This window comes from Micromonospora taraxaci (assembly GCF_007830095.1).
In the GTDB taxonomy this organism is placed as follows: Bacteria; Actinomycetota; Actinomycetes; order Mycobacteriales; family Micromonosporaceae; genus Micromonospora; species Micromonospora taraxaci.
The window spans coordinates 499,125-525,311 of sequence record NZ_VIWZ01000001.1 but is presented as its reverse complement, the minus strand read 5'-3'; the positions used below and the strand labels follow the sequence as shown (position 1 = coordinate 525,311).

Annotated in this window: 21 protein-coding genes and 2 pseudogenes; 7 read left to right on the top strand and 16 right to left on the bottom strand. The window is 71.2% G+C overall.

All coding sequences use genetic code 11. From position 1 onward, the window contains the following. Position 1: 1 nt before the first annotated feature. Positions 2-1,096 (bottom strand): peptidoglycan-binding protein, encoded by a 1,095-nt coding sequence (locus tag FHU34_RS02545; RefSeq protein ID WP_145778512.1) that lies wholly within the window; start codon positions 1,094-1,096, stop codon positions 2-4. Continuing rightward, positions 1,093-1,605: a hypothetical protein gene (locus FHU34_RS02540; RefSeq protein WP_244311525.1), complete on the bottom strand. Its 513-nt coding sequence runs from the start codon at positions 1,603-1,605 to the stop codon at positions 1,093-1,095. The genes FHU34_RS02545 and FHU34_RS02540 overlap by 4 nt, the downstream gene beginning before the upstream one ends. 140 nt (positions 1,606-1,745) lie before the next feature. Here FHU34_RS02540 and FHU34_RS02535 point away from each other — a divergent pair, with 140 nt between their 5' ends. Both FHU34_RS02535 and FHU34_RS02530 read left to right on the top strand, forming a co-directional pair. Further along, on the top strand, positions 1,746-2,402 hold the full coding sequence (locus FHU34_RS02535; protein WP_208744910.1) for a response regulator transcription factor: 657 nt from the start codon (positions 1,746-1,748) through the stop codon (positions 2,400-2,402). Continuing rightward, on the top strand, positions 2,399-3,553 hold the full coding sequence (locus FHU34_RS02530) for a sensor histidine kinase (RefSeq protein WP_145778510.1): 1,155 nt from the start codon (positions 2,399-2,401) through the stop codon (positions 3,551-3,553). The genes FHU34_RS02535 and FHU34_RS02530 overlap by 4 nt, the downstream gene beginning before the upstream one ends. Positions 3,554-3,564: 11 nt before the next feature. On the opposite strand, the gene FHU34_RS02525 is transcribed toward FHU34_RS02530, so the two are convergent. The 4 genes from FHU34_RS02525 to FHU34_RS02515 all read right to left on the bottom strand — a co-directional run bounded on the left by FHU34_RS02525 (position 3,565) and on the right by FHU34_RS02515 (position 5,495). After that, positions 3,565-4,011 carry a nucleoside deaminase gene (locus FHU34_RS02525; RefSeq protein ID WP_145785409.1) on the bottom strand — a complete coding sequence of 149 codons (447 nt, stop codon included), beginning with the start codon at positions 4,009-4,011 and terminating at the stop codon, positions 3,565-3,567. A 145-nt stretch (positions 4,012-4,156) separates the two neighbouring features. After that, the gene (locus tag FHU34_RS02520) at positions 4,157-4,684 is read right to left on the bottom strand and encodes a tRNA adenosine deaminase-associated protein (RefSeq protein WP_145778509.1); all 528 of its coding nucleotides are present in this window, start codon (positions 4,682-4,684) and stop codon (positions 4,157-4,159) included. A gap of 118 nt (positions 4,685-4,802) precedes the next feature. Next, positions 4,803-4,970, bottom strand: a complete 168-nt coding sequence (locus tag FHU34_RS32810) for a hypothetical protein (RefSeq protein WP_167454701.1) — start codon at positions 4,968-4,970, stop codon at positions 4,803-4,805. Between the two features lie 132 nt (positions 4,971-5,102). Next, positions 5,103-5,495 (bottom strand): hypothetical protein, encoded by a 393-nt coding sequence (locus FHU34_RS02515; RefSeq protein WP_425280509.1) that lies wholly within the window; start codon positions 5,493-5,495, stop codon positions 5,103-5,105. 65 nt (positions 5,496-5,560) lie between these two features. Between FHU34_RS02515 and FHU34_RS02510 the strand changes: the two genes are divergently transcribed. After that, the gene (locus FHU34_RS02510) at positions 5,561-6,322 is read left to right on the top strand and encodes a M23 family metallopeptidase (RefSeq protein WP_145778508.1); all 762 of its coding nucleotides are present in this window, start codon (positions 5,561-5,563) and stop codon (positions 6,320-6,322) included. A 1-nt stretch (position 6,323) separates the two neighbouring features. Further along, positions 6,324-7,391, top strand: coding sequence for a PHP domain-containing protein (locus tag FHU34_RS02505; RefSeq protein WP_145778507.1), 1,068 nt, complete (start codon positions 6,324-6,326; stop codon positions 7,389-7,391). On the opposite strand, the pseudogene FHU34_RS02500 reads toward FHU34_RS02505, so the two are convergent. Beyond that, positions 7,280-8,440: pseudogene (locus FHU34_RS02500) on the bottom strand (DMT family transporter); the annotation flags it as partial. The gene FHU34_RS02505 and the pseudogene FHU34_RS02500 overlap by 112 nt on opposite strands. 130 nt (positions 8,441-8,570) lie before the next feature. Here FHU34_RS02500 and FHU34_RS02495 point away from each other — a divergent pair. Beyond that, positions 8,571-10,241 carry a DUF885 domain-containing protein gene (locus FHU34_RS02495; RefSeq protein ID WP_145778505.1) on the top strand — a complete coding sequence of 557 codons (1,671 nt, stop codon included), beginning with the start codon at positions 8,571-8,573 and terminating at the stop codon, positions 10,239-10,241. A 61-nt stretch (positions 10,242-10,302) separates the two neighbouring features. Here the strand turns inward: FHU34_RS02495 and FHU34_RS02490 are convergent, their stop codons facing one another. From FHU34_RS02490 to pgfA, 3 genes are all read right to left on the bottom strand, one after another. After that, positions 10,303-11,709, bottom strand: coding sequence for a DUF6114 domain-containing protein (locus FHU34_RS02490; RefSeq protein ID WP_145778504.1), 1,407 nt, complete (start codon positions 11,707-11,709; stop codon positions 10,303-10,305). Between the two features lie 76 nt (positions 11,710-11,785). Beyond that, the gene (locus tag FHU34_RS02485) at positions 11,786-12,409 is read right to left on the bottom strand and encodes a DUF6230 family protein (protein WP_145778503.1); all 624 of its coding nucleotides are present in this window, start codon (positions 12,407-12,409) and stop codon (positions 11,786-11,788) included. 466 nt (positions 12,410-12,875) lie between these two features. Next, complete coding sequence (pgfA, locus tag FHU34_RS02480; RefSeq protein WP_145778502.1) at positions 12,876-13,916, bottom strand: cell envelope lipid trafficking protein PgfA; 1,041 nt, start codon at positions 13,914-13,916, stop codon at positions 12,876-12,878. A gap of 133 nt (positions 13,917-14,049) precedes the next feature. Between pgfA and FHU34_RS34200 the strand changes: the two genes are divergently transcribed. Further along, positions 14,050-15,528, top strand: a complete 1,479-nt coding sequence (locus FHU34_RS34200) for an acyltransferase family protein (protein ID WP_145785407.1) — start codon at positions 14,050-14,052, stop codon at positions 15,526-15,528. Between the two features lie 879 nt (positions 15,529-16,407). On the opposite strand, the pseudogene FHU34_RS34195 reads toward FHU34_RS34200, so the two are convergent. The 5 genes and pseudogenes from FHU34_RS34195 to FHU34_RS02455 all read right to left on the bottom strand — a co-directional run. Next, a pseudogene (locus FHU34_RS34195) lies at positions 16,408-19,569 on the bottom strand (DUF3367 domain-containing protein); the annotation flags it as partial. Between the two features lie 59 nt (positions 19,570-19,628). Next, positions 19,629-21,071, bottom strand: a complete 1,443-nt coding sequence (locus tag FHU34_RS02465; RefSeq protein WP_208744909.1) for a glycosyltransferase family 4 protein — start codon at positions 21,069-21,071, stop codon at positions 19,629-19,631. Beyond that, positions 21,068-21,877, bottom strand: coding sequence for a glycosyltransferase (locus tag FHU34_RS02460; protein WP_167524747.1), 810 nt, complete (start codon positions 21,875-21,877; stop codon positions 21,068-21,070). Before FHU34_RS02460 ends, FHU34_RS02465 begins: the two co-directional genes overlap by 4 nt. Positions 21,878-21,907: 30 nt before the next feature. After that, positions 21,908-22,069 carry a hypothetical protein gene (locus tag FHU34_RS32805; protein WP_157742438.1) on the bottom strand — a complete coding sequence of 54 codons (162 nt, stop codon included), beginning with the start codon at positions 22,067-22,069 and terminating at the stop codon, positions 21,908-21,910. Next, on the bottom strand, positions 22,066-23,856 hold the full coding sequence (locus FHU34_RS02455; RefSeq protein ID WP_145778499.1) for an MmpA family trehalose lipid delivery protein: 1,791 nt from the start codon (positions 23,854-23,856) through the stop codon (positions 22,066-22,068). Before FHU34_RS02455 ends, FHU34_RS32805 begins: the two co-directional genes overlap by 4 nt. Before the next feature lie 243 nt (positions 23,857-24,099). Here FHU34_RS02455 and FHU34_RS02450 point away from each other — a divergent pair, with 243 nt between their 5' ends. Next, positions 24,100-25,347: a lipopolysaccharide biosynthesis protein gene (locus FHU34_RS02450; RefSeq protein WP_145778498.1), complete on the top strand. Its 1,248-nt coding sequence runs from the start codon at positions 24,100-24,102 to the stop codon at positions 25,345-25,347. 8 nt (positions 25,348-25,355) lie between these two features. On the opposite strand, the gene FHU34_RS02445 is transcribed toward FHU34_RS02450, so the two are convergent. Further along, positions 25,356-26,123 carry an FkbM family methyltransferase gene (locus FHU34_RS02445; RefSeq protein WP_208744908.1) on the bottom strand — a complete coding sequence of 256 codons (768 nt, stop codon included), beginning with the start codon at positions 26,121-26,123 and terminating at the stop codon, positions 25,356-25,358. Positions 26,124-26,187 lie beyond the last annotated feature (64 nt).

Sequence of the window (26,187 nt, the reverse complement as noted above, 5' to 3'; positions counted from 1 at the left end):
GTCACGCCGGCACCACCACCGTCATGCCCTCGGTGACGCCCGCGCCGTTGACCTCCACCCGACCGTCGGCGAACAGCCCGGTCGTCACCGCGAGGATCCGGCTGGCGTCACCCTCGGCGACCTGGACGCCGTAACCGCCCTCCGCGAGCGCCAACAGCGCCGCCACCGGCACGGTGAGCACGTCGCGGCGCTCCGAGACGGTGAACGTGACGTCGGCGCTGGCCTGGTCGAAGCCGGTGAGGGCCTTCGGATCGGTCACCGCGACTGTCACCTCGATCTTCGTCTCGGCGTCGCCGGACTGCCCGTTGGCGCCGGCTGCGCCCGGCTGGACGACCGTCTCGACAGTGCTGATGGTGCCGTCCACCGCCCGGCCGTCCGGCAGCCTCACGGCGACCTTCGCGTTCCGCTTGGCCAGTCGCTGGTCGTCCACGTCCAGCTCGACGGTGACCACGCGGTCGGTGCCGCTGTAGGTGAGCACCGCCTGGCCGGGCTGGGTGAGATCGCCGACGTCGGCCTGGTGGCTCTCCACCCGGACCTCCCGGTCGGCGTACACGACCCGCCCCGGCTCGACCCGACCGGTCTCGGCCAGACCGAGGTCCTCCTGCCAGTCCCGGACGGCGTCGGCGGTGCTGCCGGTGTACTCGTCGTCGACAGTGAAACCGGTGTAGCCCAGCGCATTGAGGTTCCGCTCGAACTGCGCGACGTCGGCGCCCTCCATCCCGGGGGCGAGAGTCCGGTACGCGGGCAGCCCGCCGTAGAGGAGCACCACCTCCTCGTTGTCGACCAGATAGAGCGCCTTGCCCCGCCGCACCGTCGACCCGGTCGCCGCCAACGCGGTGACGGTGCCGCTGAGCTTCGCCGTGGCGGTGCGTGGCGTGCCGTATCCCAGCTGACCGTCGGCGGTTTCGGAGTCGGCGAGGGTCTGCCGGGTCACAGCGGCGGTGGCCGGTGCCGTGGTGCCAGCCTGGGCGTGGTCGCCACCGGCGTCGCCGCCGCCGAAGCCCACCGCGGCGATCACGCTCACGGCGGCGACCAGCAGAACGATGCCCCCGGTGACGGCGGCCCGCAGCCACGGACGTCGGATGGTGCCGGTCACCGGCCACCCCCGAACTGCGGTGCGTGCTGCCTGCACTTCTCCATGGCGGCTTTCATGGCCGGATCGCCGATGTTGATCGCCTTGTCCCCGGTCCCGATCCGAACCCGCCCGTCGGCGTCCGGGTCCGGGAAGTCCGGCACCCCGTTCTCCCGCATGCACTTGGCCATGGCCCGCATCTGCTCGGCCTGCTCGGGGTTGAGCTGCGGTCCCTGCCCGCCGTTGGGCAGCTTGTCCTGGCACTTCTCCATGGCGGCCTGGACCTTCTGCTGATCCACGTCCGCACCGAACCGGAAGCCCGGACGGCCACCCGGCTCCGGGTCGGGCATGTCCACCCCGTTCTCCCTCATGCACCTGGCAAAGGCGAGTTGCCGCTCCGAGTCACTGACCGGCGTGCCGCTCGTCGTGGCGCTGACCTTCGCACCTCCGGCGGTCGCAACCCCGCCGCCGTCGTCGCCTCCCGCGCCGCATCCAGCAAGCGCCAGGGCGAGCAGGACGGGGATCACGAGCATCTGTCGTCGCATGGTGTCCGCTTCCGCTCAGGTCCGGCGCGGATCGCCGAACGTGCCACCAGTGCACGGCAGGGGCCGTATCTCCGGCGTAACCGTCGGCGGTTACGCCGCCGTTACCGCACCCCGAGCACCATTGAGGGGTGAGAGTGCTGGTGGTCGAGGACGAGAACGTGCTGGCGGACGCCATCGCCGAGTGGCTGCGTCGGGAGTCGTTCGCTGTCGACGTGGCGTACGACGGGGACGCCGCGTTGGAGCGGCTCGGCGTCAACGAGTACGCAGTGGTGGTCCTGGACCGGGACCTTCCGGTGGTGCACGGCGACGACGTGTGCCGGGCGATCGTGGACGCGGGCGGGCAGACGCGGGTGCTGATGTTGACCGCGTCGGCGGCGGTCCGGGAACGGGTGGCGGGGTTGGCGCTCGGTGCCGACGACTACCTGACCAAGCCGTTCGCCCTGGTCGAGCTGTCGGCCCGGGTGCACGCGCTGACCCGCCGGTCCCGCCCGGCGGCGCCGCCGACGCTGCGTCGCGCCGGCATCCAGCTCGATCCGGCCCGACACGAGGTACGCCGGGACGACCGGCACGTGGCGTTGTCCCGCAAGGAGTTCGCGGTGCTGGCCGAGCTGCTGCGCGCCGACGGTGCTGTGGTCTCCGCCGAGGACCTGCTGGAACGCGCCTGGGACGAGCACATCGACCCGTTCACCAACGTGGTCCGGGTGACAGTCATGAAGCTGCGCCGCAAACTCGGCGACCCGCCGGTGATCGAGACGGTCCCCGGGGCGGGGTACCAGATCCGATGAAACGCCTCACGATCCGCGCCCGGCTCACCCTCATCTACGGCGGGCTCTTCCTGTTGGCCGGCGTGGTCCTGCTCGCCGTCACGTACGTGCTGGTGGATCAGCGGATGCCGCAGCCGTTCGGGGTGAAACTGAGCGACCTGCCGAAGACCTCCCCCACGACGCCCAGCGGGCAGAACGTCGACAACCTGCGCGCCCTGTTGCAGGAGGTGCAGGACGAGGCGAAGCGCAACGCGTTGGAGTCGCTGCTCACCCAGGGCGGCATCGCGTTGATCGTGGTGTCGACGGTAGCGATCGCGTTCGGCTGGCTGCTCGCCGGTCGGGCCCTTCAACCCCTGCTCCAGATCACCGGCACAGCCCGCCGGATCGCCGGTGCGGACACCGCCGGCCGTGGTCTGCACGAGCGGATCGCGCTCACCGGCCCTCCCGACGAGGTACGGGAACTCGCCGACACGTTCGACGAGATGCTGGAACGGCTGGACCGCTCCTTCGACGGGCAGCGCCGGTTCGTGGCGAACGCCTCGCACGAGCTGCGTACCCCGCTGGCGCTCAACCGCGCCCTCGTGGAGCTGGCCATCACCCGCCCGGACGCGTCGGCCGAGACCCGGCGGCTGGGCGAGTCGTTACTGGCGGTCAACGAGCGGCACGAGCGGCTGATCGACGGCCTGTTGACACTGGCCGACTCGGAGAACGAGCTGACCGAGCGTACGCCGGTCGACCTGGCGGAGGTCTGCGCGCACCTGACCGACCAGGCCGGGAAGCAGTCACCCGACGTGACGGTGCGGCGGACCCTGGAGTCGGCGCCGACCAGCGGCGACCCGGTGCTGTTGGAGCGACTCACGTTCAACCTGGTGGAGAACGCGTTGCGCCACAACCTGCCCGCCGGCGGATGGGTGGAGGTGCGCACCGGGCTGGTCGACGGGCGGCCCACCCTCACGGTGACCAACACCGGCCCGGTCATCCCCGGCTACGACGTCGAGACGATGTTTCAACCGTTCCGTCGGCTGTCCCGGGAACGGGTCGCCGGTACGCGTGGCTTCGGGTTGGGGCTGTCCATCGTCCGCGCGGTGGCCCGGGCCCACGGCGGCACCGCCGAGGCGCAGCCCCGACCGGCCGGCGGCCTGATCGTCACTGTCACCCTTCCGCCGGCCTGACCAAGGCGTGCTCAGCGGAAGAAGGCGCGCAGCACAGCGGAGGTCTCGGCCTCCAGCACCCCGCCGTAGACCTCGGGGCGGTGGTTGAGTCGACGGTCGCGCAGGACGTCCCACAGTGACCCGGCCGCGCCGGTCTTCGGCTCCCACGCGCCGAAGACGACTGTGGAGACCCGGGCCAGCACCAGGGCGCCCGCGCACATGGTGCACGGTTCGAGGGTGACGACGAGGGTGCAGCCGTCCAGCCGCCACCGGCCGGTCCGCTCGGCACCCCGCCGTAGGGCCAGCACCTCGGCGTGGGCGGTGGGGTCGCCGGTCAGCTCCCGCTCGTTGCGTCCGACGGCCAGCTCGCTGCCGTCCGGCCCGTAGAGCACCGCTCCGACCGGCACGTCGTCCACGTCGGTGCTGCCAGCGGCGGGGCCGGCGGGGCTGGTGACGGCGACCTCCAGCGCGCGGCGCATCCACAGCTCGTGCCGCTGCCGGCGCCCGACCTCACCCAGGTCGGCGAGGCCCTCGTGGGCGCCGGGCCCGGCCCGCCCCACGGCACCGGGGGTGGATTGCCCCGGCCGGATCGACTCCAGCGAAGGATCTGTGGCGTCGGCCGGCTCAGACCTCACGCAGCTCCTCGACCTCGTCCGCGCAGCCGAGGACCTGGCAGATCTCGGCGGTGACGTCCGCCGGCATCATCCCCTCGTGCGAGCACAGGGTCAGCAGCTTCTGCGCGGAGATGCCCAGGTTGGCCAGTAGGTCGGCCTCACCGACCGGGTCGGCCTCCGGGTCGACGACGGGCTGCTCGCTCTCGTCGTCACCGGTGGCCGCCGGGCGTGGCTCCTCGTCGCCGTCGAGCCCGGTGACCGAGGTCTTCAGGTCACCGACCAGCAGCGCACCAAGCTGGGATTCCTCGGCGTACGCGGAATCCGAACCGAACACCCGCAGGTCCTCGCCCTCGTCGAGGCGAAGGACAACCAGATACGCGTCATCTGCCTCGACGAACAGCAGCGACACGTCGGCCTCCTGGTCGACGTCCCGCAGCCGGTCGGCGACCTCGTCGATGTCGGTGGCGCCACGCAGGCTGACCTCGGCGGCGGTCCAGCCACTGTCGTCGCGCACCACGGCCGCAGCGAAGTACGACACGGTCCCCCCAATAGCCCCTCGGCACAGCGCCGACTCGTTACGCGTGCACGTTAGCCGGTCAGGTCGGCAGGCGACCGGTCAACGCCCCGAAGGGCCGGTCATTCCTGTCAAAGTCGGATCAGCCGGCGACCCGACGGCGGGTGGCGATGAGCTGGCGCAGACGTTCGGTGCGCTGCCGCTGCGGTCGGCTGCGCTGACGGACCGCGCGGGCACCCGCCAACTCGGCCAACAACTGAAGGCGACGGCGGCTGCGATCGGGGTCCTGTCGCGGGGTGGTCCAGGCCATAGTGCCGAGCGTGCCGAGTCTCGGCGGCCACGTCAAGACGGCGTTCGCTACGCAGCCAACCGGGCACACCACGCAGTCGTCGACCCTGTTACCGAGCCGTTTCGGGCTGTTCACGGGGACGGTCGGAAACGGTCACCACAACGGCCAGTCACCGCTGGTGACCCAGCGGACCGCCAGCACGGCGGCGGCGATGCTCCAGCCCCCCGCGGTGACGATGGCGACTCCGGTGGCGACCCCCCGGTCGCCGTGTCGGACCAGCACCAGGGCGGTCACCCACGCCAACAGACCGGCCACCACGGTCCACCACGCGTAGCTGGCCACGTCGGTGCCGAGCAGGCCGAAAAGCAGCAACCAGCCGGCCGCCGCGCCTCCGCCGGCGGCGACGCCGCCACCGGTGACCGGGTGCGGTTCGCGGTAGGTGGGGCGGTGCGGGGGCCCGGCGGGAAAGAGACCAGAGGGGGTACGCGCCACCGGACGGACGACGGCACCGGGATCCGGGCCGGGATCGGGTCGGGCGATGGTCACCGTCGCTGCCCTCCCCTCACGCGCGTCGCTCGTGCCCACGGTACCGGCTCTGCCAGGATGACCGGATGCCGTCGCCGACGATCGACCGCCGCGTGCGTCCGGCGTACCCGATCCTGCTGCTGCTCGCCCCGGTGCTGGCCGCCGGCTGCGCGACCACCCGGCCGGGGGTGCCCGCCGACGGTGCCGCGCCGACGCCGCCGGCGGTCTGGGCGACCGCCGAGCAGCCGGCGGCGCCGTCACCGACGGCCAACCGCCCGACACCGACCCCGACGCCGTCGTCGGCCCGGCCGTCGACGGCGGCACCGCGCGCCGGGCTACGGCATGTCTTCCCGGTACGCGCCGACAACGTCGACTACCACCCGACGCACGGGGCGTACCCGGCCACGGACCTCTTCGCCGACTGCGGTGAGCCGTTCGTCGCGGTGACCGACGGGACGGTGCTCGAGGTGAGTCGGGTCGACAGGTACACCAAGCGTGGGCCGCAGGGTCCGGAGAACGGTGGCCTGTCGGTCTCCCTGCTCGGCGACGACGGGGTCCGCTACTACGGCTCGCACCTGAGCGTCGTGACGAGCGGCATCGACGCCGGGACGCGGGTCCGTGCCGGGCAGCAGCTCGGCAAGGTCGGTCGCACCGGCAACGCCAACAACGTGTGCCATGTGCACTTCGGCATCTCGCCGCCGTGCACCGGCAAGGACGGCTGGTGGATCCGGCGCGGGGTGCTCTGGCCGGCGCGTTACCTGGATTCCTGGCGGCGCGGCGGCAATCGGGAACCGGCTGCCGAGGTCACCGCGTGGCAGCGCGAACACGGCTGCCCGAAGGCTCCCTGACATGGCCGGCGCGAGAGATCCGATCGCCGACCTGCGCCGGATCGCGTTCCTGTTGGAACGGGCGAACGAGGCCACCTACCGGGTCCGCGCGTTCCGGTCGGCGGCGAAGGCGTTGGCCGGTTTGCCGGCAGCCGAGGTGGCCGCCCGGGCCGGCAACGGCACGCTCACCGAGTTGGCCGGGGTCGGTGACGTGACTGCCCGCTGCGTGGCGGAGTCGCTGGGCGGTGAGGAGCCGGTCTACCTGCGCCGGTTGGTGGCTACCGAGGGCAGCGACCTGGACGCCGAGGCGACGGCGCTCCGCGCCGCCCTACGGGGCGACTGCCACACCCACTCGGACTGGTCCGACGGCGGTTCTCCGATCGAGGAGATGGCGTTGGCCGCTGTGGAGTTGGGTCACGAGTACGTGGTGTTGACCGACCACTCGCCCCGACTGACGGTGGCCCGGGGCCTGACCGCGGAGCGGCTGCGCCGGCAGCTCGACTACGTGGCGCAGGTCAACGCGGCACTGCCCGAGGGGTTCCGCATCCTCACCGGCATCGAGGTGGACATCCTCGCCGACGGCTCGCTGGACCAGGACGACGATCTGCTGGCGCGCCTGGACGTGGTGGTCGGGTCGGTGCACAGCGGCCTGAAGGACGAACGGTCGAAGATGACCCGGCGGATGGTGACGGCGGTAGCAAACCCGCACCTGGACATCCTCGGTCACGTCACCGGCCGGATGGTGTCGTCCCGCCCGGCCGGCGTGACCGGCCCCGGTGACCGGGGGCACCGCGCCCGGACCCGGGCGGAGAGCGACTTCGACCCGGACGCGGTCTTCGCCGCCTGCGCGGAACACGACACCGCCGTGGAGATCAACTCCCGGCCGGAACGGCAGGACCCGCCGAAGCGGCTGATCCGCCGCGCCCTGGAGGCCGGCTGCCGGTTCGCCATCAACACGGACGCGCACGCACCCGGCCAGCTCGACTGGCAGCGGTTCGGCTGCGAGCGGGCCGCGCTCTGCGGCGTCCCCGCCGACCGGGTCGTCAACACCTGGTCAGCCGAGCAACTGGTGGCGTGGACCCACAGTTGATCGACTCTGGCCTCGGAGAGTCGGGGCGTCCTGGTCCGACGGACACCCCGACGTCGATGAACGCGGGTCGATCAACGGACCGGTTCGGCGGCGGGGGCGGCGGGAGCCCCGACGCCGACCACCGGGCTGGTCCGGCGGCGGCCGAGAACGCCCTGCGAGACCGCGACCCCGAGCAGCACGATGAGCGCGCCGACCGGTTGGTGCCAGTTGAGTCGCTCGCCGAGCGCCACGGCACCGATCAGCACCGCGAAGATCGGGATCAGGTAGGTGACAGTGGAGGCGGTGCTCGCGCCCGCCACCCGGATGTTGCGCATGTTGATCACGAAGGCGAGCCCGGTGCCGAGCGCGCCGAGGGTCACCACGCTGGCCACCACTCCCAGCGACAACTCGGTGGGCAGCGGCGGCAGGCCCGCGACGAACGGGGTGACGATGGCCAACTGCCCGGCGGCGAGCAGCAGCTGCGCGGCAGAGAGCGAGAGGCCGGAGTGTGAACTGCCGGCGACGAACCGCTTCTGATACGGAATCGCGACCCCGTAGCAGGCGGCCGCGCCGAAGCACATCAGCTGCCCGGTGAAGTGCGCCCCGCCGATGCCCTCCCAGACCCCGAGCACCACCAGCACTCCGACGAAGCCCAGCCCGAGCCCGACGGCACGGCGTACGGTCAGCCGCTCGGTGCGGAAGACCAGCACCGCCAGTGGCAGCACGATCAGCGGCGTGGTGGCGTTCCAGATGCCGGCCAGCATCGACTCGACCCGCTGCTCGCCGTAGCCGAACAGGGTGAACGGCACTGCCACACCGAACGCCGCCACGACTGCCAGGTGCGCCCAGACGCGGGGCTCGCGGGGCAGCCGGTCGCGCAGCACGGCGAGGACGACCAGCAGGGTCAACGCGCCGGCGACGACCCGGTAGAGAGTGAGTTGGACCGGGTGTAGCTCGGCCACCCCGATCTTGATGAAGAGGAAGCTGGAGCCCCAGATCGCGGCGAGGGCGAGGAAGCCCGGCAGCCAGGCGCTCAGCGGCGCCTTGTCAGGAGTGGTATCGGTGGTCACCCCTGACACTCTGCCCTAACCGTACGACAGTTTCGCACCCCTTTTCGGACGTCTCAGCGTGCGAAACCCGCAGCTTGGACACGGCAATCGTCATCGACACGGGGGTGGGTTGGTCACGTAGGGTCGCAGCGTGGGACGAATCGATGAAATCGCCAACCGATACGTAGCCGAATGGGCCCCCCTGAGCCCTACCGGCGCGACCTTCGTCGGCATCGCCGGCCATGACGACAAGCTCGACGACCTCTCGCCCGAGGGTTACCGGGCGCGCGCGGACCTCACCCGCCGGACGCTCGCCGAGTTGGAGGTGACCGAGCCGGCGACCGAGTTGGAACGCACCGCCAAGGAGGCCATGCAGGAACGGCTCGGCCTGGACCTGGCCCGCTACGACGCTGGTGAGGTGACCAGCGAGGTCAGCGTCATCACCAGCGGGCTGCACGAGATCCGCATGGTGTTCGACCTGATGCCGACGGCGACCAGCGACGAACAGGCCAACATCGCCGCCCGGCTCAACGGCTTCGCCGGCGCTCTGGAGGGCTACAAGACCACGCTGCGTGAGGCGCTCGCCGCCGGCGAGGTCAGCTCGAAGGTGCAGTTGGTCGAGGTGGCCAAGCAGTGCGACATCTGGGTGGACCCGACCGGGGACAACTTCTTCCACGGGCTGGTCGAGCGACTGGGCGCGGACGGCGCACTCGGCGCGGACCTGCGTCGGGGCGCGGCGGCGGCGACCGCGGCGACCGCCGAGTTCGGCCAGTTCCTGCGTAATGAGATCGCCCCGCACGGGCGGGACAAGCAGGCCGCCGGCCGGGAGCGCTACGAGCTGGCCTCGCAGTACTTCCTCGGTGCCAAGGTCGACCTGGACGAGACGTACGCCTGGGGTTTCGCGGAGCTGGCCCGCCTGGAAGCGGAGATGCGGACCGTTGCCGGGCGCATCGTCGGCTCCGGTGCCAGCGTCGACGAGGCGGTGGCCAAACTGGACGCCGACCCGGACCGGACGATCCGCGGCAAGGAGGCGTTCCGGGACTGGATGCAGGAGCTGGCCGACAAGGCCATCGCCGAGTTGCACGGCACGCACTTCGACATTCCGGAGCAGGTGCGCCGCATCGAGTGCTGCCTCGCCCCGACCAGCGACGGCGCCATCTACTACACCGGCCCGAGTGAGGACTTCTCCCGTCCGGGCCGGATGTGGTGGGCGGTGCCGCAGGGCATCAGTGACTTCTCCACCTGGCGGGAGGTGACCACCGTCTACCACGAGGGCGTGCCGGGTCACCACCTTCAGGTGGCGCAGACCGCCGTCCGGGCCGACCTGCTCAACCGCTGGCAGCGGTTGCTCTGCTGGGTCTCCGGGCACGGCGAGGGTTGGGCGCTCTACTCGGAGCGGCTGATGGACGAGCTGGGTTACCTGGAGGACCCGGGCGACAAGTTGGGCATGCTCGACGGCCAGGCGATGCGCGCGGCGCGGGTGATCGTCGACATCGGCATGCACCTGGAGCTGGAGATCCCGAAGGACAACCCGTTCGGCTTCCACCCCGGTGAGCGGTGGACGCCCGAGCTGGGCTGGGAGTTCATGCGGGCGCACTGCCGGGTGCCGGACGAGAACCTGCGCTTCGAGCTGAACCGCTACCTGGGCTGGCCGGGGCAGGCGCCGTCGTACAAGGTGGGTGAGCGGATCTGGCTCCAGGCCCGCGAGGACGCCAAGGCCCGCAAGGGCGCGGATTTCGACCTGCGGGAGTTCCACCGGCAGGCGTTGGACCTGGGTGCGCTGGGTCTCGACCCGCTGCGCCGGGCGCTGGCCCGGCTCTGATCGGGGTGCGGCTGCGCGCGCCGGCGGTACGACGAGTCCGCCGCCGTGCGCAGCCGCGCGTTCAGCCGAGGCTGAGCGCCAAGGCCGGCCGGGCGGTCAACGTGTTGCTGGTGACGTATGCCAGGTCGATGACCGGGTCGGTGAACGTGATCGGAATGGGCGACGTGATCGGCAGGCCATCCGGGAGCGGCAGGTCCGGCGTCAGCGTGATCTTGATGCCGAGCAACCGGCCGACGAACCGCGTGGCGTAGAAGGCGACGTCCCCGCTGACGGTCAGCCGGTCGGTCGCGTACAGCTGGTTGCGCCCGGCCGGGCCGTCGGCGCGGAGCAGGAAGTCGTCGGTCACCGCCTCCCGCATGCTGAACTTCAGCACCTTGAGGTCGCCCTTGACCGTGTGCAGGTCGGTGATCCCGTCGAACCGCAGGCCGGTCATCCGCACCGACGACCCGGTGAGCTTGGACGGTGTCTGCGCCACCGTCGGCAGGCTGGGGTCGGCGGCGATGCGCGGCAGCGGTTTCCCCGGCTGCACAGTGTCCGGCTTGGCGGGTGTCGCCGGCCTGCCCGGGGTGCCCGGGGGCGACGGCGGGCAGGTGACCGGCCCGGGAGGCGTGGTGGGTGTGCCGCTCGGCGATACGGTCGGGCTCGCCGACGGCGTCGGGGTCTCCTTGGCGCGTCCGCCGGGGAGCAGGTCACCGATCCCGTCCAGGATGTCGGTGATCAGGTTGCCACGCCGGGTCGGGCTCGGCGTGGGCGTCGGCGTCGCGGTGGTACGGCTGGGCGACGGCGTGACCGCCCGGGACGGCGTCGGGCACGTGGTCGTGCCGGGACGGTTCGGCGCGGCCTGCACCGCTCCAGGCTGGAGGGCCAGGCCGGCAGCGGCGAGGCCGAGCGCCACGAGGGCGACACCGAAGGCCTTCGGATCAGGCTGACCGACTGACGGCTGCTCCTGGGTCGACGCGTCGGCCGGGTCGGACGCGGACGCCGCCGGGTGAGTCGGCACGTCGGGTGCGGGCGGCGTCGGGTGGGTCGACACGTGGTCGACGTCGGGCACGGGCGGCGCCGGGTCGGACGCAGCCGGCTGGACCGGCGTCCACGCGAAGGCGAGCGCACTGCCGACGATGCCGAGCAACAGACCGACGAAGAAACCGCCGAGGTTGAGCCCGATCAGCGAGTAGACGGCGGTCACCGCGGCGACGATGGAGTAGAACAGCCGCTGCGCCGGGGTGAACCAGAGCAGCAGGCCGCAGGTCACCAGGATGACCGGGATCAACAGCGAGAGCAGACCGCTGGCCCCGCTGTGGAAGCTCAGACCGTTGACCGTCATCCGGGTGGAGGCGAACATTTCCAGCCCGGCCAGGGCGGTGAGCAGACCACCCCAGAACGGTCGGCTGCGCTGCCAGCGGCGGAAGAGCCGCCACGCCTGAGCCGGACCGCCAGGCCGGGCGTGGGACGGATTCGCGGTTGTCACGTACTCCTCCTGGCCGAGCGGGGACGGGGACACGGGCCGGGCCCGCGGTGCTGAGCGCCGCGGGCCACGACTCATCTCAGAAGCACTCCTTGCCCTTGGCGTCGTCGCCCACGTTGACCTTCAGTCGGAGGCCGACCAGGTTGAACGTGGCCGCCGTGGTGTAGCGGGACACCTGCTTCAGGTTGGTGATGGTGACGTGGTCGGAGTTCTGGCCGAACGAGCCGGCCTGCGCCGTCGGGTTCAGGTCCGTGGCGTCCCGACCGATCTTGATGTTGGTGAAGGTCGCGTTGCCGTCCAGCGAGTCCATCGCGATCAGCAGGTCCTTGGCGCGGGCGGGTTCCTTGCCCTCACCGGCGTTGATGGTGAGCACCACCGGTAGGCCCGGCAGGTCGGCGCGGACTGACTGGCAGAGGCTGTACAGCTCGGCGCTGCTGATCTCGGACAGCGCGATCGGGTGGACCTGACCGGCCTTCCCGTCCTTGCCCTTCTCCCGGACGATGCCGCCGTACTGCTTGAAGCCGTCGCCCTCCAGGCGATCGGCGCCGATCTTGAACGTCTGCCCGGAGACCGTGATGTCGGACGCGATCGCGCCGGTCGACATTCCGAACAGGATGGCGCCGGCGGCGGCCGTGGCGGGCACCATCATGGCGGCGAACCGCCGCCACCGGGTACGACCCTGACTCTTCAAGCGATCCTGCACGGGTTCCTCCTCGGGCTGGATGCGTGCGGGGTGGCCGGTCCCGAAGTGGCGGCCCACCCCTCCCGTCATCTGTTACCGGCTGGTAACCATCGGGCTTGATGGTGCACCCAGTGCGGCGCAGCTCACAACCCCCCGATTACCGATCAGTAACAGAGCGGTGACCCAGCGGCAGTGCGGGAGCACAGCGAGTGGGGGCGGCCGTCCCTGAAGGCGGGCAATCCCACCCGATTCCGCGCGAGATCAGGGGTTGTCGACACGGAGCGTGACGGGACATTGACCAATTACAATAAGGTAACGAATGTAAAGCGGCCGCCGTCCCACCCGTCGCGAGCAGGGCCGTGGTGGGCGGTTGCTGGCGGGTGCTGGATTTCGGCTGCGGCGCGGCGGCAGTGAAGACAACCGGGCCGGCCGACCCGACTGGGTCGGCCGGCCCGGTCAGGTCGGCGGTGAGGTGGGGGTGCTTGCCTTACGGCTCGGTGCGCTCCGCGGCGTGGCGTCCGCCGGCCGGCTCCGGGGACTCCGCGGCCGGCTCCGGGGACCGCTGCGACGGCAGGTCGGTCGTCGGCCGGTCGTCGGTCTCCACCAGCGCCGCCTCGGGCCTGCGGCGACCCGCACGGACGACGAGGTACACGCCGATCAGCACCAGGGCGAGGCCGAGCAGACCGAGGATGACAGGCACCACTGTGGTCAGCAGGTTGATCTGACCACGCGCGTCCTTGGCAGCCTTGGCCTGCTGCTTCTGGGTGTCCTCGGTGAAGGCGAGGTCAGCGTCGATAATCTTGATCTTGTCCGCGCCGGTGCCGTCGCGGAGCGTCTGCAACTGCTTCTCCTGGCCCTTGACGATCACGCCGCTGTCCGGCTCCACCCACAAGGTGCGGGTGTTGGCGTAGTAGCGGCCTGCGTTGACGACCTGCTCGGTAGAGCCCAGCAGGTTGCCCGGGACCTTGATCTCGCTGATCTGGATCGGCTCGACAGTCATCTCGAACTTGTAGACGGTCAACCCCTGCAGCTTCTCCGTGCTCACGTACTTGGCGGGGTATGCCTTGCGAGCGGTGTTGTCGAAGTACTGGTAGGTCTTCTTCTCCGTCCCGAACGGGAAGGTGTACGTCAGACCCTCGTGCTTGAAGGGCGCGCCGTTGATGTCCTCGGCGCAGCAGGCGACGGCCATCGCCGTGCGCCGGTCGAGGGCCACCCGGTCCGTACTGAGCGTGATCTCCTTGTCGGCGTCGTCGATCACCCGGACACCGACGTTGAAGACCGCCCGGTCAGCGTTTCCGTCCTTGACATCGCCTCGGACGGCTCGATGGGCGGTCAGGTTGACCCCGCTACGCTCCGACAGCGTGCCGAAATCAAGGACGGTCGCGTTCTGGGCCGTGGAGACCGTCACCGAACTCTGGTCCAGGGGCACCTTGACGAGAGCGGGCGCGACGACCAGCGGCGTCGCCACGGCCCCGACGATCAGGAACGTGCCCACCCCCACCAAGATGGCACCCGACGTAGATCGCATGTAACTCCTCCCCTTGTATTGGTCGACTAGTCGGCTGACAGTACATGACGAGACCGATTTCAGATATGGTCCGACGCGGCCTTCCGAGCCGTGCGGAACACGGCCGGATGCGGCCGTCCGGCTGTCATAACAAATGGGATGTCGAGGACCTGTGAGCCGACCTGCAAAAGCAGCCCCGAACAGCGGGGCGAGCCGTCCGGCCGAGCCGAATAGTGGTCGTACGGATGACTTCCTGCCCGCCTTGGAAGGCCTTCGGGCCGTAGCGGTGTTCGCGGTTCTCCTTCACCACGTGTCGTTCCTCAGCGGACTCACCTACTCGTCCGGACTTGCTGGTGGAGTGCTCGCCAGGATGGACGTGGGAGTGGCGATCTTCTTTGCCCTGTCGGGCTTCCTCCTCTACCGGCCATTCGCGCGCGCAGCAATTCAGGCGCAGCCGAAACCGCCAGTACGCACATACCTCTGGCATCGCGCACTGCGCATTCTGCCCGGCTACTGGGCAGTGGCGGTTGTCGCACTGACCTGGCTCAACATCGATTACCTCAGGTCACTCTGGGACTGGGCAATACCCCTCCTGCTCGTACACATATATGAACCATTGCGGCTGCCGGTCGGAGTGGAGCAGACCTGGAGCCTCGCCACCGAGGCGGTCTTCTACCTGGCGCTGCCGTTGATCGCGGCGCTCGGCCGATGGATGGGCGGCCGAACCCCGCTGGCGCGCGCCCGACGCCAGCTGGCGCTCGGCGTCGCACTCGTCCTGGCCGGTCTCGTGTGGAACGTGTACGCACACGGGCCCGACTCGCCTCTACCTCAGATGTCGTGGCTCTGGCTGCCCGCCTTCCTGGACTGGTTTGGGATCGGGATCGTGTTGGCCGTTCTCGCCTCCTGGCCTCCCAGCACCACTTCCTCTCCGTTCCTCCCGCATCTGGGGTCGGACGGGTCCGACCGCGGCGAGAAGGACCTGTGGTCCGGCACGCCGCACGGACTGCGCGTCGTCACGTTCGCTCCCGGGACGTCGTGGCTGATCGCCGGCGTGCTGCTCTGGATCGCCAGCACGCCGATCGCCGGGCCGCGTGGCCTGGAATCCGCCACTCCGGTCGAGTCGATCAGCGAGCACCTGCTGTTCCTGCTCATCACGTGGTGCGTGATCGCGCCGCTCGTCGGGCGGGGATCCGGCGGAGTGCCCCGCGCTCTCCTGCTCCAGCCGCTGGTCAGATTCCTCGGCCGGATCTCCTACGGCATCTTCCTCTGGCACATCCTCGCCCTCGAGGTGTGCTTCCGGCTGCTCGGCTTCACCCGGACGCAAAGCTCGTTCTGGGTGCTCCTGACGGTGACCCTGGCCCTGACTATCCCGGTCGCGGCCGCCAGTTACTACCTCATCGAGCGGCCGACGCAGCAGCTGCGGAGACTCCTGGAGAGGCGGGCCAACAACCGCCGGGCTGGCGCTTCGTCCGTCGTCCCCCTGGAAACGCCGGCGTCGCCGGCTGTCACGTCGGGCCCAGCCGAACAGCCGGCCCTCGCGCCGCGACTCGTACTTTCCGCGAACCCGCCGGGACCGCAGCACGAGGGCGGCGACAGCCAGGAGGAGCAGGGCCGTCGGGAGCACGCCGAGTAGCTCCGCCACCGGTTCCGGGCCGACCCGCCACAACCACCACCGCTCGGAACCGTAGATCGCGAGACCCACGGCGGCAGGCACCCAGATCCACTCAGGGGTGGGCATCCGACGCCGGTGCAGCAGCACGACCAGGAGCGCACAGCCGAAGCCGAGCAGACCGCCCAACAGCGCCGGTACGCCGATCGCGAGCAGCGGCGCGGTCGCCAGGGTGGTCGGCACCACCGGGTAGGACGGTCGGTGGCGGCGTGCGGGCAGCAGGGCCGCGACGACCAACAGCAGCAGGAGACCGCCGGCGACCCGCAGGATGATGTCGTACTGCCGGCCCGGTGTGAAGACGAGGTCGACCCGGCCTGCGGCACCGGCCGGCACGAGCCATGCCTGTTTCCACCCGTCGACGCGGGTCGGTTCGAGCCGGACACCATCGAGCGTGGCACGCCAGCCGGGATTGGCGTTCTCCGGTACGACCAGGTAGCTGCTGCCACCGGGACCGATCTCGACCGAGCGGTGCTCGTCGGTCCAGGAGAGCACTGTCACCGTCTGGCGGGCCGGTTCGTCGGCCATTCGCGCCGCTGTCGTACCGCCGAGGATCACGCTGTCGACGACGAACCGGTCCGCCGGGGCGGAGATCTCGTTCTGACCAGCCCGCAGCGCGACCTGGTCGGCGTCCACCTTCGGCTTCGCCTTGGCCTTCGCCTTGGTCGCCGGCTCGACCGTGCACGCGCGGTACCGCAGTGGCCGCAGGTCCCGAATGTCGCGCAGGGTGCCGGACACTGTCGTCGGCACCGGTGTGCCGTTCACGACGACCGTCGGCCCGACGCCACAGGGCAACGTCACGGCGCGGTCGACGCCTCGGGGTTGGTTGGCCTCGGCCACCCCCTCCACGTCGATGCCGCTCAGACCGACCGGAAGGGCCTGCAGCTCGAAGAACGCTGTCGATCGACTGTTGCGCGGCACCGTCGAGGTCACCGCGATGAAGAGCTTGCTCGTGCGCAGGGCCGGGAAGCGCGCCACTCCGTCCGGGTCGATGGTCACCTCCCGGATGCCGTCGTCGCCGGTGATCCGCAGTGTCCTCGGCGGTGCCGCGACCAGGTTCGCCCCGAACCGCAACCGCACCCAACTGACCTTCCGGGCCTTGGCCCAGCGCAGTGTCACTGTCGGCTGGGCGTCGTACGGGTCCGCCAACCAACTCGTACCGTCGTCGCCGTCGCCCAACGCTCGTGACGAGGCGACCGGGTCGGCGAACCAGGCGCTGGACGTCGTGAAGGTCTCACCGCCCACCATCTCGTCGTACAGGGAGAGAGCGGTGGTCGGCGTCGGACGGGCCAGGCCGGTGAGGCTGGCGGAGGACGCGCTCGGCAGATCGAAGCGACGAGGCGCCAGGCCGGTCTCCTCGCTCTGCCGGATCAGGTCGGGCGCGCAGAGGTAGTGGTCGGCGGCGGCGGCGCAGGCCGATCGATCGACTGCCCTCCGGGCCAGTGCGACGACCTCCGCCGCGCCGCTGGTCTCGGGCAGTGCCGGCAGCCGCAGGTAACGCTCAGGGCTCACCCCCGGCACCCGAAGGTCCCGGATACCCGCACGCCGGGCCGGCACGTCCATGCCGGAGACGCCGTCGACGGTGACGCGGATCCAGGTGGTACGCCCCGCCGGAATCGCCAACCGCTGCGGGGCTCGCCCGGCGTCGGTCATCTGATGCACCGAGGTACCGCTGGCCGTGCTGACCTCGACCCGCGTGACCGGTGCGGCGATCACCTCGTCGTCGACCACCTGTAGGTCCACGAAACCGACCTGGACCGCCCCCGGGAACCGGACCTCCAGCCACTGGCCCACCGGTTTGCGGGAGCCGTCGGTCAACCAGGCCGTACCGCTGTCGCCGTCCAGGGCCGCGAACGGCCCGGCGGACGGGTCACGCAGCCCGGCCGGACCGGCGACGTCGGCCGCGCTGGAGGAGGCCCGCACATCGGTGATCCCGGTGTATCCGGCCGAGGTGAACGACGCGTCCCAGGCGGGGTCGAGGACGTCGTGGACCGCGCGCACCTGCCGTGGCCGGTCGTCGACGGTGAACGTCCGCGAGGTGTTGCCACGGACAAGGCCGAAGTCGACCTCCCGGCGGCGAAGGCTGTCGGCGAGCACCGTGCCCGCACCCGGGGCAGCTGGGCCGTCGCCGTTGAGAATCACCGGCCGGTTGCCGAGGACACCGGCGTCGCTGAGGTCCAGCAGGGTCTCCGGCGCACCGACCAGGTCCAGCGGCTGCGCCGCATCAGCCAGGGTGACCCGAGGGGTCGGCCGGTCCACCTGGTAGATCTCCACCGCGGGGTACGTCTTACGCAGCCCGTAGTCCCAGGCCCCGAGGAGGTCCGGCGGCAGTCCCACACCTGGCCCGAATTCGGCGACCCTGGACAACCCGGGTGCGCTGTCGAGGGTCCGGTGCACCAGGAGCGGCCAGGCGACGGCGCCGACGGGTTGACGCAGGTCATTGCGGACGAGCAGGTAGCGCACGCCCAGTCGGGCCAGGACGTCGGCCAGGCCCGGGGACACCGCACCCGAGGCGAGTCGCTCGTCGATGGCGGAGAGCAGCCGCGCGTTCCCCGCGGAACCGCCCGGCACCAGTGAACGTACCGCCCACGGCGAGTCCAGCAGGGGCTGGACCGGCTCGTCCAACGAGCGACCCCAGTCGTACTCGGCGAAGTTGGACCCGGGTACGAGCAGCGTTGTACCCGGGCCGGCGTGCCGGTCGAGCCAACCGGTCGCCTGCCGCCAGTGCTCCGGCAGGGCCGGGAAGCCGCCGCCCGCGGTGAGGCCCGCGCTGCCCGCGCCGGCGGTCACCGCCACGAGAGCGGCGGCGGTGACTCCCAGCGCCACCCGCCGGGGCGCCATGCCCGTGGGTCGGGAGAAGCGGCGGATGACAGCGATGAGACCGACGGTGTCCAGCATGTGCGCGATGGCCAGGGCCAGCGGCAGACGGACGACGACGTCGAACTTGTGCAGGTTGCGGAGCGCGCCCAGCGGGCCGTCGAGGGCCTCCCGCACGGACGCGGCGAACGGTGCTCCACCGTTCGACAGGTTTCCCGCGGTCAGCGTCAACAGCCCGACCAGCGCCGCGACGAGGAGGAACCGCCGCTCGGGCAGGTCCCGGCGGGCCAGGCCGGCCAGCCCGATGCAGGCGACCAGGCCGGTGAGCAGGGTCATCCAGGGCACTGTGGCGAGGGCCCACCCCGAGGGCCACCAGGGCAGACCGTCGACGGCCAGGTGACCCACCCAGTGGGTGGCGCCACGCACGGCCTCCGGAAGTGTGGTCACGCCGGTCGTCACCGCGGCGCTCTCGGTGAAGGGCAGGAACGCGAAGCCGTACCGCTGGAGGAGCAGCAACGGCGCGAGCCACCAGAAGGTGGCTGCCACCATCGCCACCGTCCAGCACACCAGCAGGAGGATCCGCCGCTTCCCGGGGGCGCGCGTCACCAGATAGAGGAAGGCCGGGAGTACGGCGCACGCGACGGCCGCGCCGTTCACCCCGCCCATGCAGACCACCGCCAGGCCGCTGAGCGCTGCTGCCCGCCGCAGCGAGCCGCCCGCAGCTCCCTTGACCAACGGCAGCAACACCCACGGTGCGACGCAGTACGGCAGCAGTTCCACCGAGACGGTGCCGACCAGGGTCAGCGCCCGGGGCGAGAGGGCGAACACCGCGCCGGCCACCAGGCGGGACGCGGGGCCACCGAGGTCCAGGGCACGGGCCAGGCGGACCATGCCGGTGAGGGCGACGCAGAGCAGTGTCGCCATCCATAGCCGCTGGACGAGCCAGGCCGGGAGACCGATCGCCTCACCGAGGAGGAAGAACGGTCCCATCGGGAAGAAGTAGCCGACGGCCTGGTTCTGCAGGGTTCCGAACTGCCAGTCGACGACCCACAGGTGGGTGGCGCGGGCGAGGAACCCGCCCGGGTCCAGGGCCATGTCCAGTTTCGTGTCGGGCACGATGAGACCCGGGCTCTGGGTGACGCACAGGCCGATCAGCGCAAGGCAGACCAGCAGCTCACGCAGGCGCCACACCGCCCGGGACACCGTCGCGGACGGCACCCCCGGAGCGCGACGGGCGGTCGACCACGCGGTCAGCACTGCCGTACCGGAACTCCGGTGAGGAGTTCGTCTCGACTCGCCCTCGACTCGGTCACGGCGCCCTCGGGTACGCCCACATCGAGGAGCACCTGCCGGATCGCCGCCGGATCGGCACCCGGCACCAGAATCCACAGACTCCGCTGGTCGAGCGCGACGTGCCGGGTATGGGGCAGCAGTGGTGCCACCCGGGCGAGAAGGTCGTTCGGGTCAGGCGTCCGGACCACGAGACACGCGTCCTCGGACGCCCACGGCACCGATCGCGGGGCGAGCAGGTCCCCGAGGACCGCGCGGACCCGTCGGCCGGTGTCCGACCAGCGGAACGCGTCACTCCACTGTCGACATTCATTCGCCATCCGGTCCGCCTCGGACGGGGTGGCGAGGGAGTCCAGCGCGCGGTCCAGCCCAGCGGCGAGATCATTGGCCGGATGCTCGCCCTCACTCACCAGCCACCCGGTCCGACCAGGTCGTACGGCGTCGCGCAGACCGTCCACGTCGAAGGCGACAGTGGGCAGCCCGGCGGCGGCGGCCTCCACCACCACGAGGCCCCAACCCTCGCCCCACGAGCCGGAGACGTGCAACCAGGCGGCGGCCAGGAGCGCGTCCCGCTCGGCGGAGGGCAGGTGACCGTGGACCGTCACCACGCCGTTCAGCCCACGCTCGTCGACCTGCCTGCGGATCGTCTCCACGTCCGGCCCACCACCGACGATGTCGAGGCGCAGGTCGGGCCGCTCGGACCGCAGGTGGTCGACGGCGTCGAGCACCAGGTCGACCCGCTTGTGCCGGGTCACCCGGCCGACGCAGACGAGTCGGGGGTGCTCGTCCCGAGAACCGCGTGGGGGATGGTCGGCGTCCGCCCCGTTCGGCACCACGACCACCGGGCCGGTCCAGCCGAGCCGGTCGCGTACGGCAGTAGCGGTGGAGGGTGAGACCGCGAGGGTCACGCAACGGCGGTAGACCCGGCGGGCGACGGGCCCCTCCAGCCACGCCCCGAAGCGACCGATCAGCGGCCCGAAGTACAGCCGGAACTGCCGGTCGTGCACATGGTGGATCACGCAGACCACCGGCACGCTCGCCGGCAGAACCGCCGGGCTGAAGAACGGGATGCCGTTCTGACAGTCCAGCACGGCGTCGAACTGACGTCGGCGGCGCGACAACCAACCCAGCGCCCGGGGGTAGATGCTCCACCGGCCACCGACCCGGACGATCCGGATGCCGTCCCGAACCTCGTCGCCGCGCTGGCCTTTGGGCCGTGCGGTCAGGAAGGTGACCTGCGCGCCGGCGGTCACCAGATCACGAGCGACCTGCCAGGCGTAGACCTCGGCACCCCCGGCATCGGGATGCCAGGGGTCCTTCCAGTTGAGCACGGCGATCCGGCGGCCCACCACCGGGACGTCGGTGGTGGGAGCCGCAGCGACCGGGGAAGATCCGACACTCACGGCCGCAATCCAACAGTGGCGGCACCAGTGGATACGTCCGGGGCCACCGGGATGGCGACGACCGGCAGCGGCGTGGTGGAGACGGTATTGGCGTGACGGAGCCGCCAGCGGATCTTCGCGACGTCCACGAAGCTCTGCCAGCCGTGGCGGACCGGGGAGAAGCGGGAACCGGGCACGTCCACCCAGTTGACCGGGATCTCCTCCAGCCGGGCACCCGCCCGCTCGACGCGGCCCAGCACCTCCACGTCGAAGGCGAATCCGCCGCACCGCAGTGGCGCGAACGCCCGCCGTGCGACATCGCCGCGGAAGAACTTGAACCCGCACTGCGTCTCGCCCACGCTGCGAACCACCTGCCGGACCGCGCCCCGGAACGCCACCGCACCCCACCGACGGAGCAGGCTGTGCCGCTCCTCGACCACCGATTCGGGGTGCGCTCGCGAACCGACCACCACGTCGACGCCCTCGGTCAGCAGGCCGAGCACCTGCCCGAGGTTGTCCGGCGCGGTGGCCAGGTCCGCGTCGCAGAAGCCGACGTAGCGCGCGTCGCTGGCGAGCACACCGGTCCGCACCGCGAACCCCTTTCCTCGCTCGCCACACCACAACAACCGGACGGGGACCGTGCCGGGCAACGCGGACGACACCACCTCGGCGGTTGCGTCAGTGCTGGCGTTGTCGACCACTGTCACCCGGCAGGGCACACCGAGACCGGCCAGCGCCGCCCGGAGCAGGAGCAGGGTGTCCGGCAGTCGGTCCGCCTCGTTGAAGGCCGGCACCACGACGTCGAGTACGACCGCATCTGACGACACGTCAGGAGGTAGGACCTCCATGGAGGGCCGTCAGCGCTCGCCGTACACGATGATGGGCTGCTCCACGTTTGCAGGCTTGGTGTTGCTGTTGGTGATGGTGGACGTCCCGATCGAGACGGCCAGAATTCCCAGCACGGCCCCCACCGCGGCGGCGACGACCGCGGTCAGGAGGGGATTGAAGGATGCCTTCATTGACGATCCCTTCGACAAGAGGTACCGGACAGTAACATGCACCGCCGCCGTGCTGCGGGGTACGAAAGGGTGATCAACAGGGTGACCCCGAGTACCGAATACCCCAGCGTGGGAGCAATGCCGACAGTCTCTGATGAGTGGGGAGAAACGCCATCAGACAGACAGAACAGCGTCAATGTTCGGCCGCGCCGGATCAGGTCGGCGTCCGCGAAACGGTTCTCGACTTCGGCAGCGTGGGGTTGATCGGTTTGAATGAGTACATATCGCACACCGAGCTTACGGAGGGCCGGGCCGGGATCACCAGGCGCCGCCAACACGGCCGCCACCCGATCGGCTTCACGGCTCTCACCCCTGATCCGGTCCCGGCCGACCAGCACGTCCTGGTCCCCGATCACCGGCCGGCGAAACGCCCGTGCCGCCGGGTCGAGCACGGGCACGTTGCCTCCCCAGCGGTAGGCACGAAACGACGACCAGGGCAGCGAGACCAGGCTTCCGCCGACCGGGTCCTGGTTTACCACCGCACGCACGTCCGCCCACTCGGAGGGAAATCGCACCGTGTCGAGTTGACCGCTGAGACCCCAGGCCAGACCGGGTAGGAGCAACACCGGGGCGAACGCCACCAGCGGGGTCAACGCGCGAGCGCCCGTCCTGAGCAGCGACTCCACCAGCATCCCGAGACCCACCGCCTGGAGCAGCGCGAGCGGCGCGAGCAGGCGGGTGCCATCCCGGACAGCCCCGGCCAACGGAACATGCTCGACCAGCGCGGTCATCCACGCCGTGCCCGCCGGCAGGGCCGGAACGGCGGCGATCAGGGTGCCCAGCACGGCACCGACGAGCAGCCCCCACCAGGCTGCCGAAGGCCACCGACGACGCGTCAACGCGAACCCCCACACCGCAGCCCCGGCGAGCACCAATGCGAGCAGGGCGACCGGCCACTGGTCACGGCCGACCGGCACGGCGTGCCGGCTCCAGACACCGCCGAGCGTGACGACACTGCCGAGCACGCCGAGTGGCGTGTCCGCACGGGCAGCGAACGCGGCGACTCCCCGCTCGTCGAGATCGATCCCGCCTCCGCGCTCGGTGAGCGCCAGCAGCCACGGAGCGGTGAGGCCGACCAGCATCGCGGCGCCCGCGACGACCGCCCGCCACTGGCGGGCCAGGGCCAACGCCGGCGCGCAGGTCAGCACCGCCGCCAACACCATCGCGGGACCGCCCAACACCACCGCCAGGCCACCGGCCACCGCCGAGCGCCGGCGAGGGCCCGCGCCGTCCGCCGGGTCGCTGCCGTCCGACCGCCGTCGCAGCACCCCCAGCACCCAGGCGTACGCCCAGGGCAACGCGGCGTACCCGGCGGCCACCGCCCACTGCCCGAGGTGCAGCCGCCCGTACACCCACGGATTCCAGACGTACCCGAGCCCGGCCGCGACCCGCGCCAACGGGTGACCGACGGGAGCCAACCGGGCGGCACCCACCGCGGCCAGCACGAGGCAGCCGGCCAGGAGCGCCTTCTCCGCCACATCTGCGGGGAGCAACTGGGACAGGCCGACAGCGAGCAGCTCGCTGGGCACCGCACGCGGCAGCTCCGAGCCGCTGCCCCAGACCGTCGCGCCGAACGGCGGGTCCGGCACGAACACCAGGTCGTACCGGAGGAGGTAACCCCGGCGAAGCACCGGGCCGAGGATCGCGAGGACCACGCCGAGACCGAGCACGATCTCCGGCCACCAGCGACGGAGTACGACGACAGTCCGGCGCAGCGGCGTGCCGAACTCCGGTATCGGTCGGCGCACACGGACCCCCACAAAACCTGGACGGGAAGCGCTCCCGACGTCGCACCCCGGGGCTCCGGACAGCACTCTAGGGCCTGTGTCGGGAGGGCGGGCTCCGCTGTCGGCCGAGCAGTCCTTGCGGAGACGGGGCCTAGGCACAGGGCGAGCACGGGGGTACCTTGCCTGACGACGTCGATGAGCTGACGCGTCGAGGTCGCGAGGCTCAGGGCACAGCCATCCCCCGGCGAACCGACATGAGGCGCGATGACAGAGACGACGACCGGTTCCGGGCCGGGCCGGCTGGGAGCGGCCGGCGCGGCGGTGGCGGTCGCCGCGATGGTGACGAACGGCCTGGCCTACCTGCTTCCCATGGTCGGTGCCCGGCACCTTGCAGCCGAGGAACTGAGCGTGCTGGCCACGGTGCTGGCTCTCGTCGCGATCGCCGGTGTGGCGGGCGTGGGGCTGCAGATGGCGGTCGCCGTCCACCGTGCCCGCCAGCCCGGCGCGCCAACCATGCGCGTCACAGTCGTCACGGCCGCGGTCGCCGCCGGCGCCGTCGTCGTGGCCACGCCGCTGATGGTGACCGCCCTCCGGCTGTCGGTGACGGTCGTGGCACTGGTGGCCGCCACGACCTTCGCGGTCGTCCTGGCCGGCCGGTGGCTCGGTGAGCTACAGGGCGAGCAGCGGTTCCTCCGCCTCGCGTGGGCGATGGTCGCGTTCGCCGTCGGCCGGTACGCCGGCATGATCGTCACGCTCGCCCTCGGCGCCGGCGTCGTGGACACCCTCCTCGCCGGCCTGGTGACCGCGTACCTCGTCCTGCCGGTCCTGGCCTGGATCGCCCGCCCGGCCTCTGCCGCCTCAGGCGACGCGGTGAGTGTCGGGACCGCCCTGCGGGTCCGGCAGGTCCTGAGCGCCGGGACCGCCGCGCTGGCGATGCTCGTGGTGTCGTACGCCGACCTGATCTTCGCCCGCCAACTCCTGTCGCCTGCGGACTCCGGGGCGTACTCCGTCGGCACTGTGCTCACCAAGGGCGCGCTCTGGGCACCTCAGGTGATCACGGTGTTGGCGCTGCCCCGCCTCGCCGTCGGTGATCGCCGCCTGCGTACCACAATGCTCGCGATCATCGGCGCCTGCGGTGCCGTCCTCGTCGTCGCCTCGGCCCTGGCCGGCGGTTTCGCGTTCCGCCTGGCCGGCGGCGAGGACTACGCGCAACTGGGCGAGTACGCCCCGTTCTTCGCCGCCACCGGAGCGCTCTACGCGCTGGTCTTCGCTGTGGTCAACGCGAAGATCGCGGCTGGCGCTCGGTGGCCCTCCGCGCCACTCTGGGTGGCCGCCGGTGTGCTGGCCGTCCTGACGATGCTCGTCGCACCGCGGACGTTCCAGGGGATCATGTGGTGCGCTCTCGCCGTCGCAGCGGTGACCGCGCTGGTGATGGTCGGCACGCCGTCCCGGCGGGGCACGCCGCACCGGCCCTCGTCGACGACCTCCGTCGAACACCAGATCGTCGGCTGACCGCCCGGTCAGCTGCCTTCACGCTTGAACAACACCGAGTTGACGTAGCGCGGCCGAGGAAGCACGACACGTCGGACCAGGCTCTGGGTGACCCGCGCTATCGCGCCCCGCTGGTTGGCCCGGATATCGAAGTCGGCGAGCGGCACCCATTCGCGCTCCGGCAGCACGTAGCCGCGGTAACCCCACTCGCCCAGCAGCTCGAAGATCGGTGCGATGGGCTGGATCCTCTCCTCGACCTCGATCAAGAGCACCGGTCCGTCCCGGTCGATGGTCCCGGCCGCTCCGCGCAACGCCGACAGCTCGTGACCCTCCACATCGATCTTCAGGAACCGCACGTCGTGGAGGCCGAGACCGTCGATCGTGACCCGGGGGACGGTGACCGACGTCGAACTGCCGTCAGCCAGTTCGAGGGACGACGTGCCGACAGCCGGGCCGGCCTTCGGCAGGAACAGCTCCGCGCTGCCCTCGTGGTCCGACGCCACCGCACGCACCACCCGCACATCGGGGAACGCGCTCGAAATGCTGCGCGCGAGTTCCTCGTTCGGCTCGATGGCGACGACCTGGTCGGCCCGCTTGCGCATCCGCTGGGTCCACGGCCCGTACCAGGCGCCCACGTCGAGGGCAGTGCCACCGGCGGGCATGAACTCCGCGAGGCACGCGAGTTCCGGCTCCACCCGGGGATAGACAGCTCGGATCGCTCCCGCGACGACCCGGTCGGGTAGGAGCGACGCCACACGCGAACTCACTGCGGTCACCAGACCGGTCGAAGACGGCATGAGCGCAAAGGGTACGGGTCAGCGACACACCTGAAAAGGTGTACTTACTGCCGAGTAGAACCAG

Excerpts from the sequence above, each read along its gene's own strand:
- FHU34_RS02525 (WP_145785409.1), bottom strand. The coding sequence starts at position 4,011 with ATGCGCCGCGCGCTGGAGGTCGCCGTCACCAGCCCCGCCGGCCCCGCC.
- FHU34_RS34200 (WP_145785407.1), top strand. The coding sequence starts at position 14,050 with ATGGGATGTCGAGGACCTGTGAGCCGACCTGCAAAAGCAGCCCCGAAC.
- FHU34_RS02540 (WP_244311525.1), bottom strand. The coding sequence starts at position 1,605 with ATGCTCGTGATCCCCGTCCTGCTCGCCCTGGCGCTTGCTGGATGCGGC.
- FHU34_RS32805 (WP_157742438.1), bottom strand. The coding sequence starts at position 22,069 with ATGAAGGCATCCTTCAATCCCCTCCTGACCGCGGTCGTCGCCGCCGCG.
- pgfA (WP_145778502.1), bottom strand. The coding sequence starts at position 13,916 with ATGCGATCTACGTCGGGTGCCATCTTGGTGGGGGTGGGCACGTTCCTG.
- FHU34_RS02445 (WP_208744908.1), bottom strand. The coding sequence starts at position 26,123 with ATGCCGTCTTCGACCGGTCTGGTGACCGCAGTGAGTTCGCGTGTGGCG.
- FHU34_RS02450 (WP_145778498.1), top strand. The coding sequence starts at position 24,100 with ATGACAGAGACGACGACCGGTTCCGGGCCGGGCCGGCTGGGAGCGGCC.
- FHU34_RS32810 (WP_167454701.1), bottom strand. The coding sequence starts at position 4,970 with ATGGCCTGGACCACCCCGCGACAGGACCCCGATCGCAGCCGCCGTCGC.
- FHU34_RS02530 (WP_145778510.1), top strand. The coding sequence starts at position 2,399 with ATGAAACGCCTCACGATCCGCGCCCGGCTCACCCTCATCTACGGCGGG.
- FHU34_RS02510 (WP_145778508.1), top strand. The coding sequence starts at position 5,561 with ATGCCGTCGCCGACGATCGACCGCCGCGTGCGTCCGGCGTACCCGATC.
- FHU34_RS02505 (WP_145778507.1), top strand. The coding sequence starts at position 6,324 with ATGGCCGGCGCGAGAGATCCGATCGCCGACCTGCGCCGGATCGCGTTC.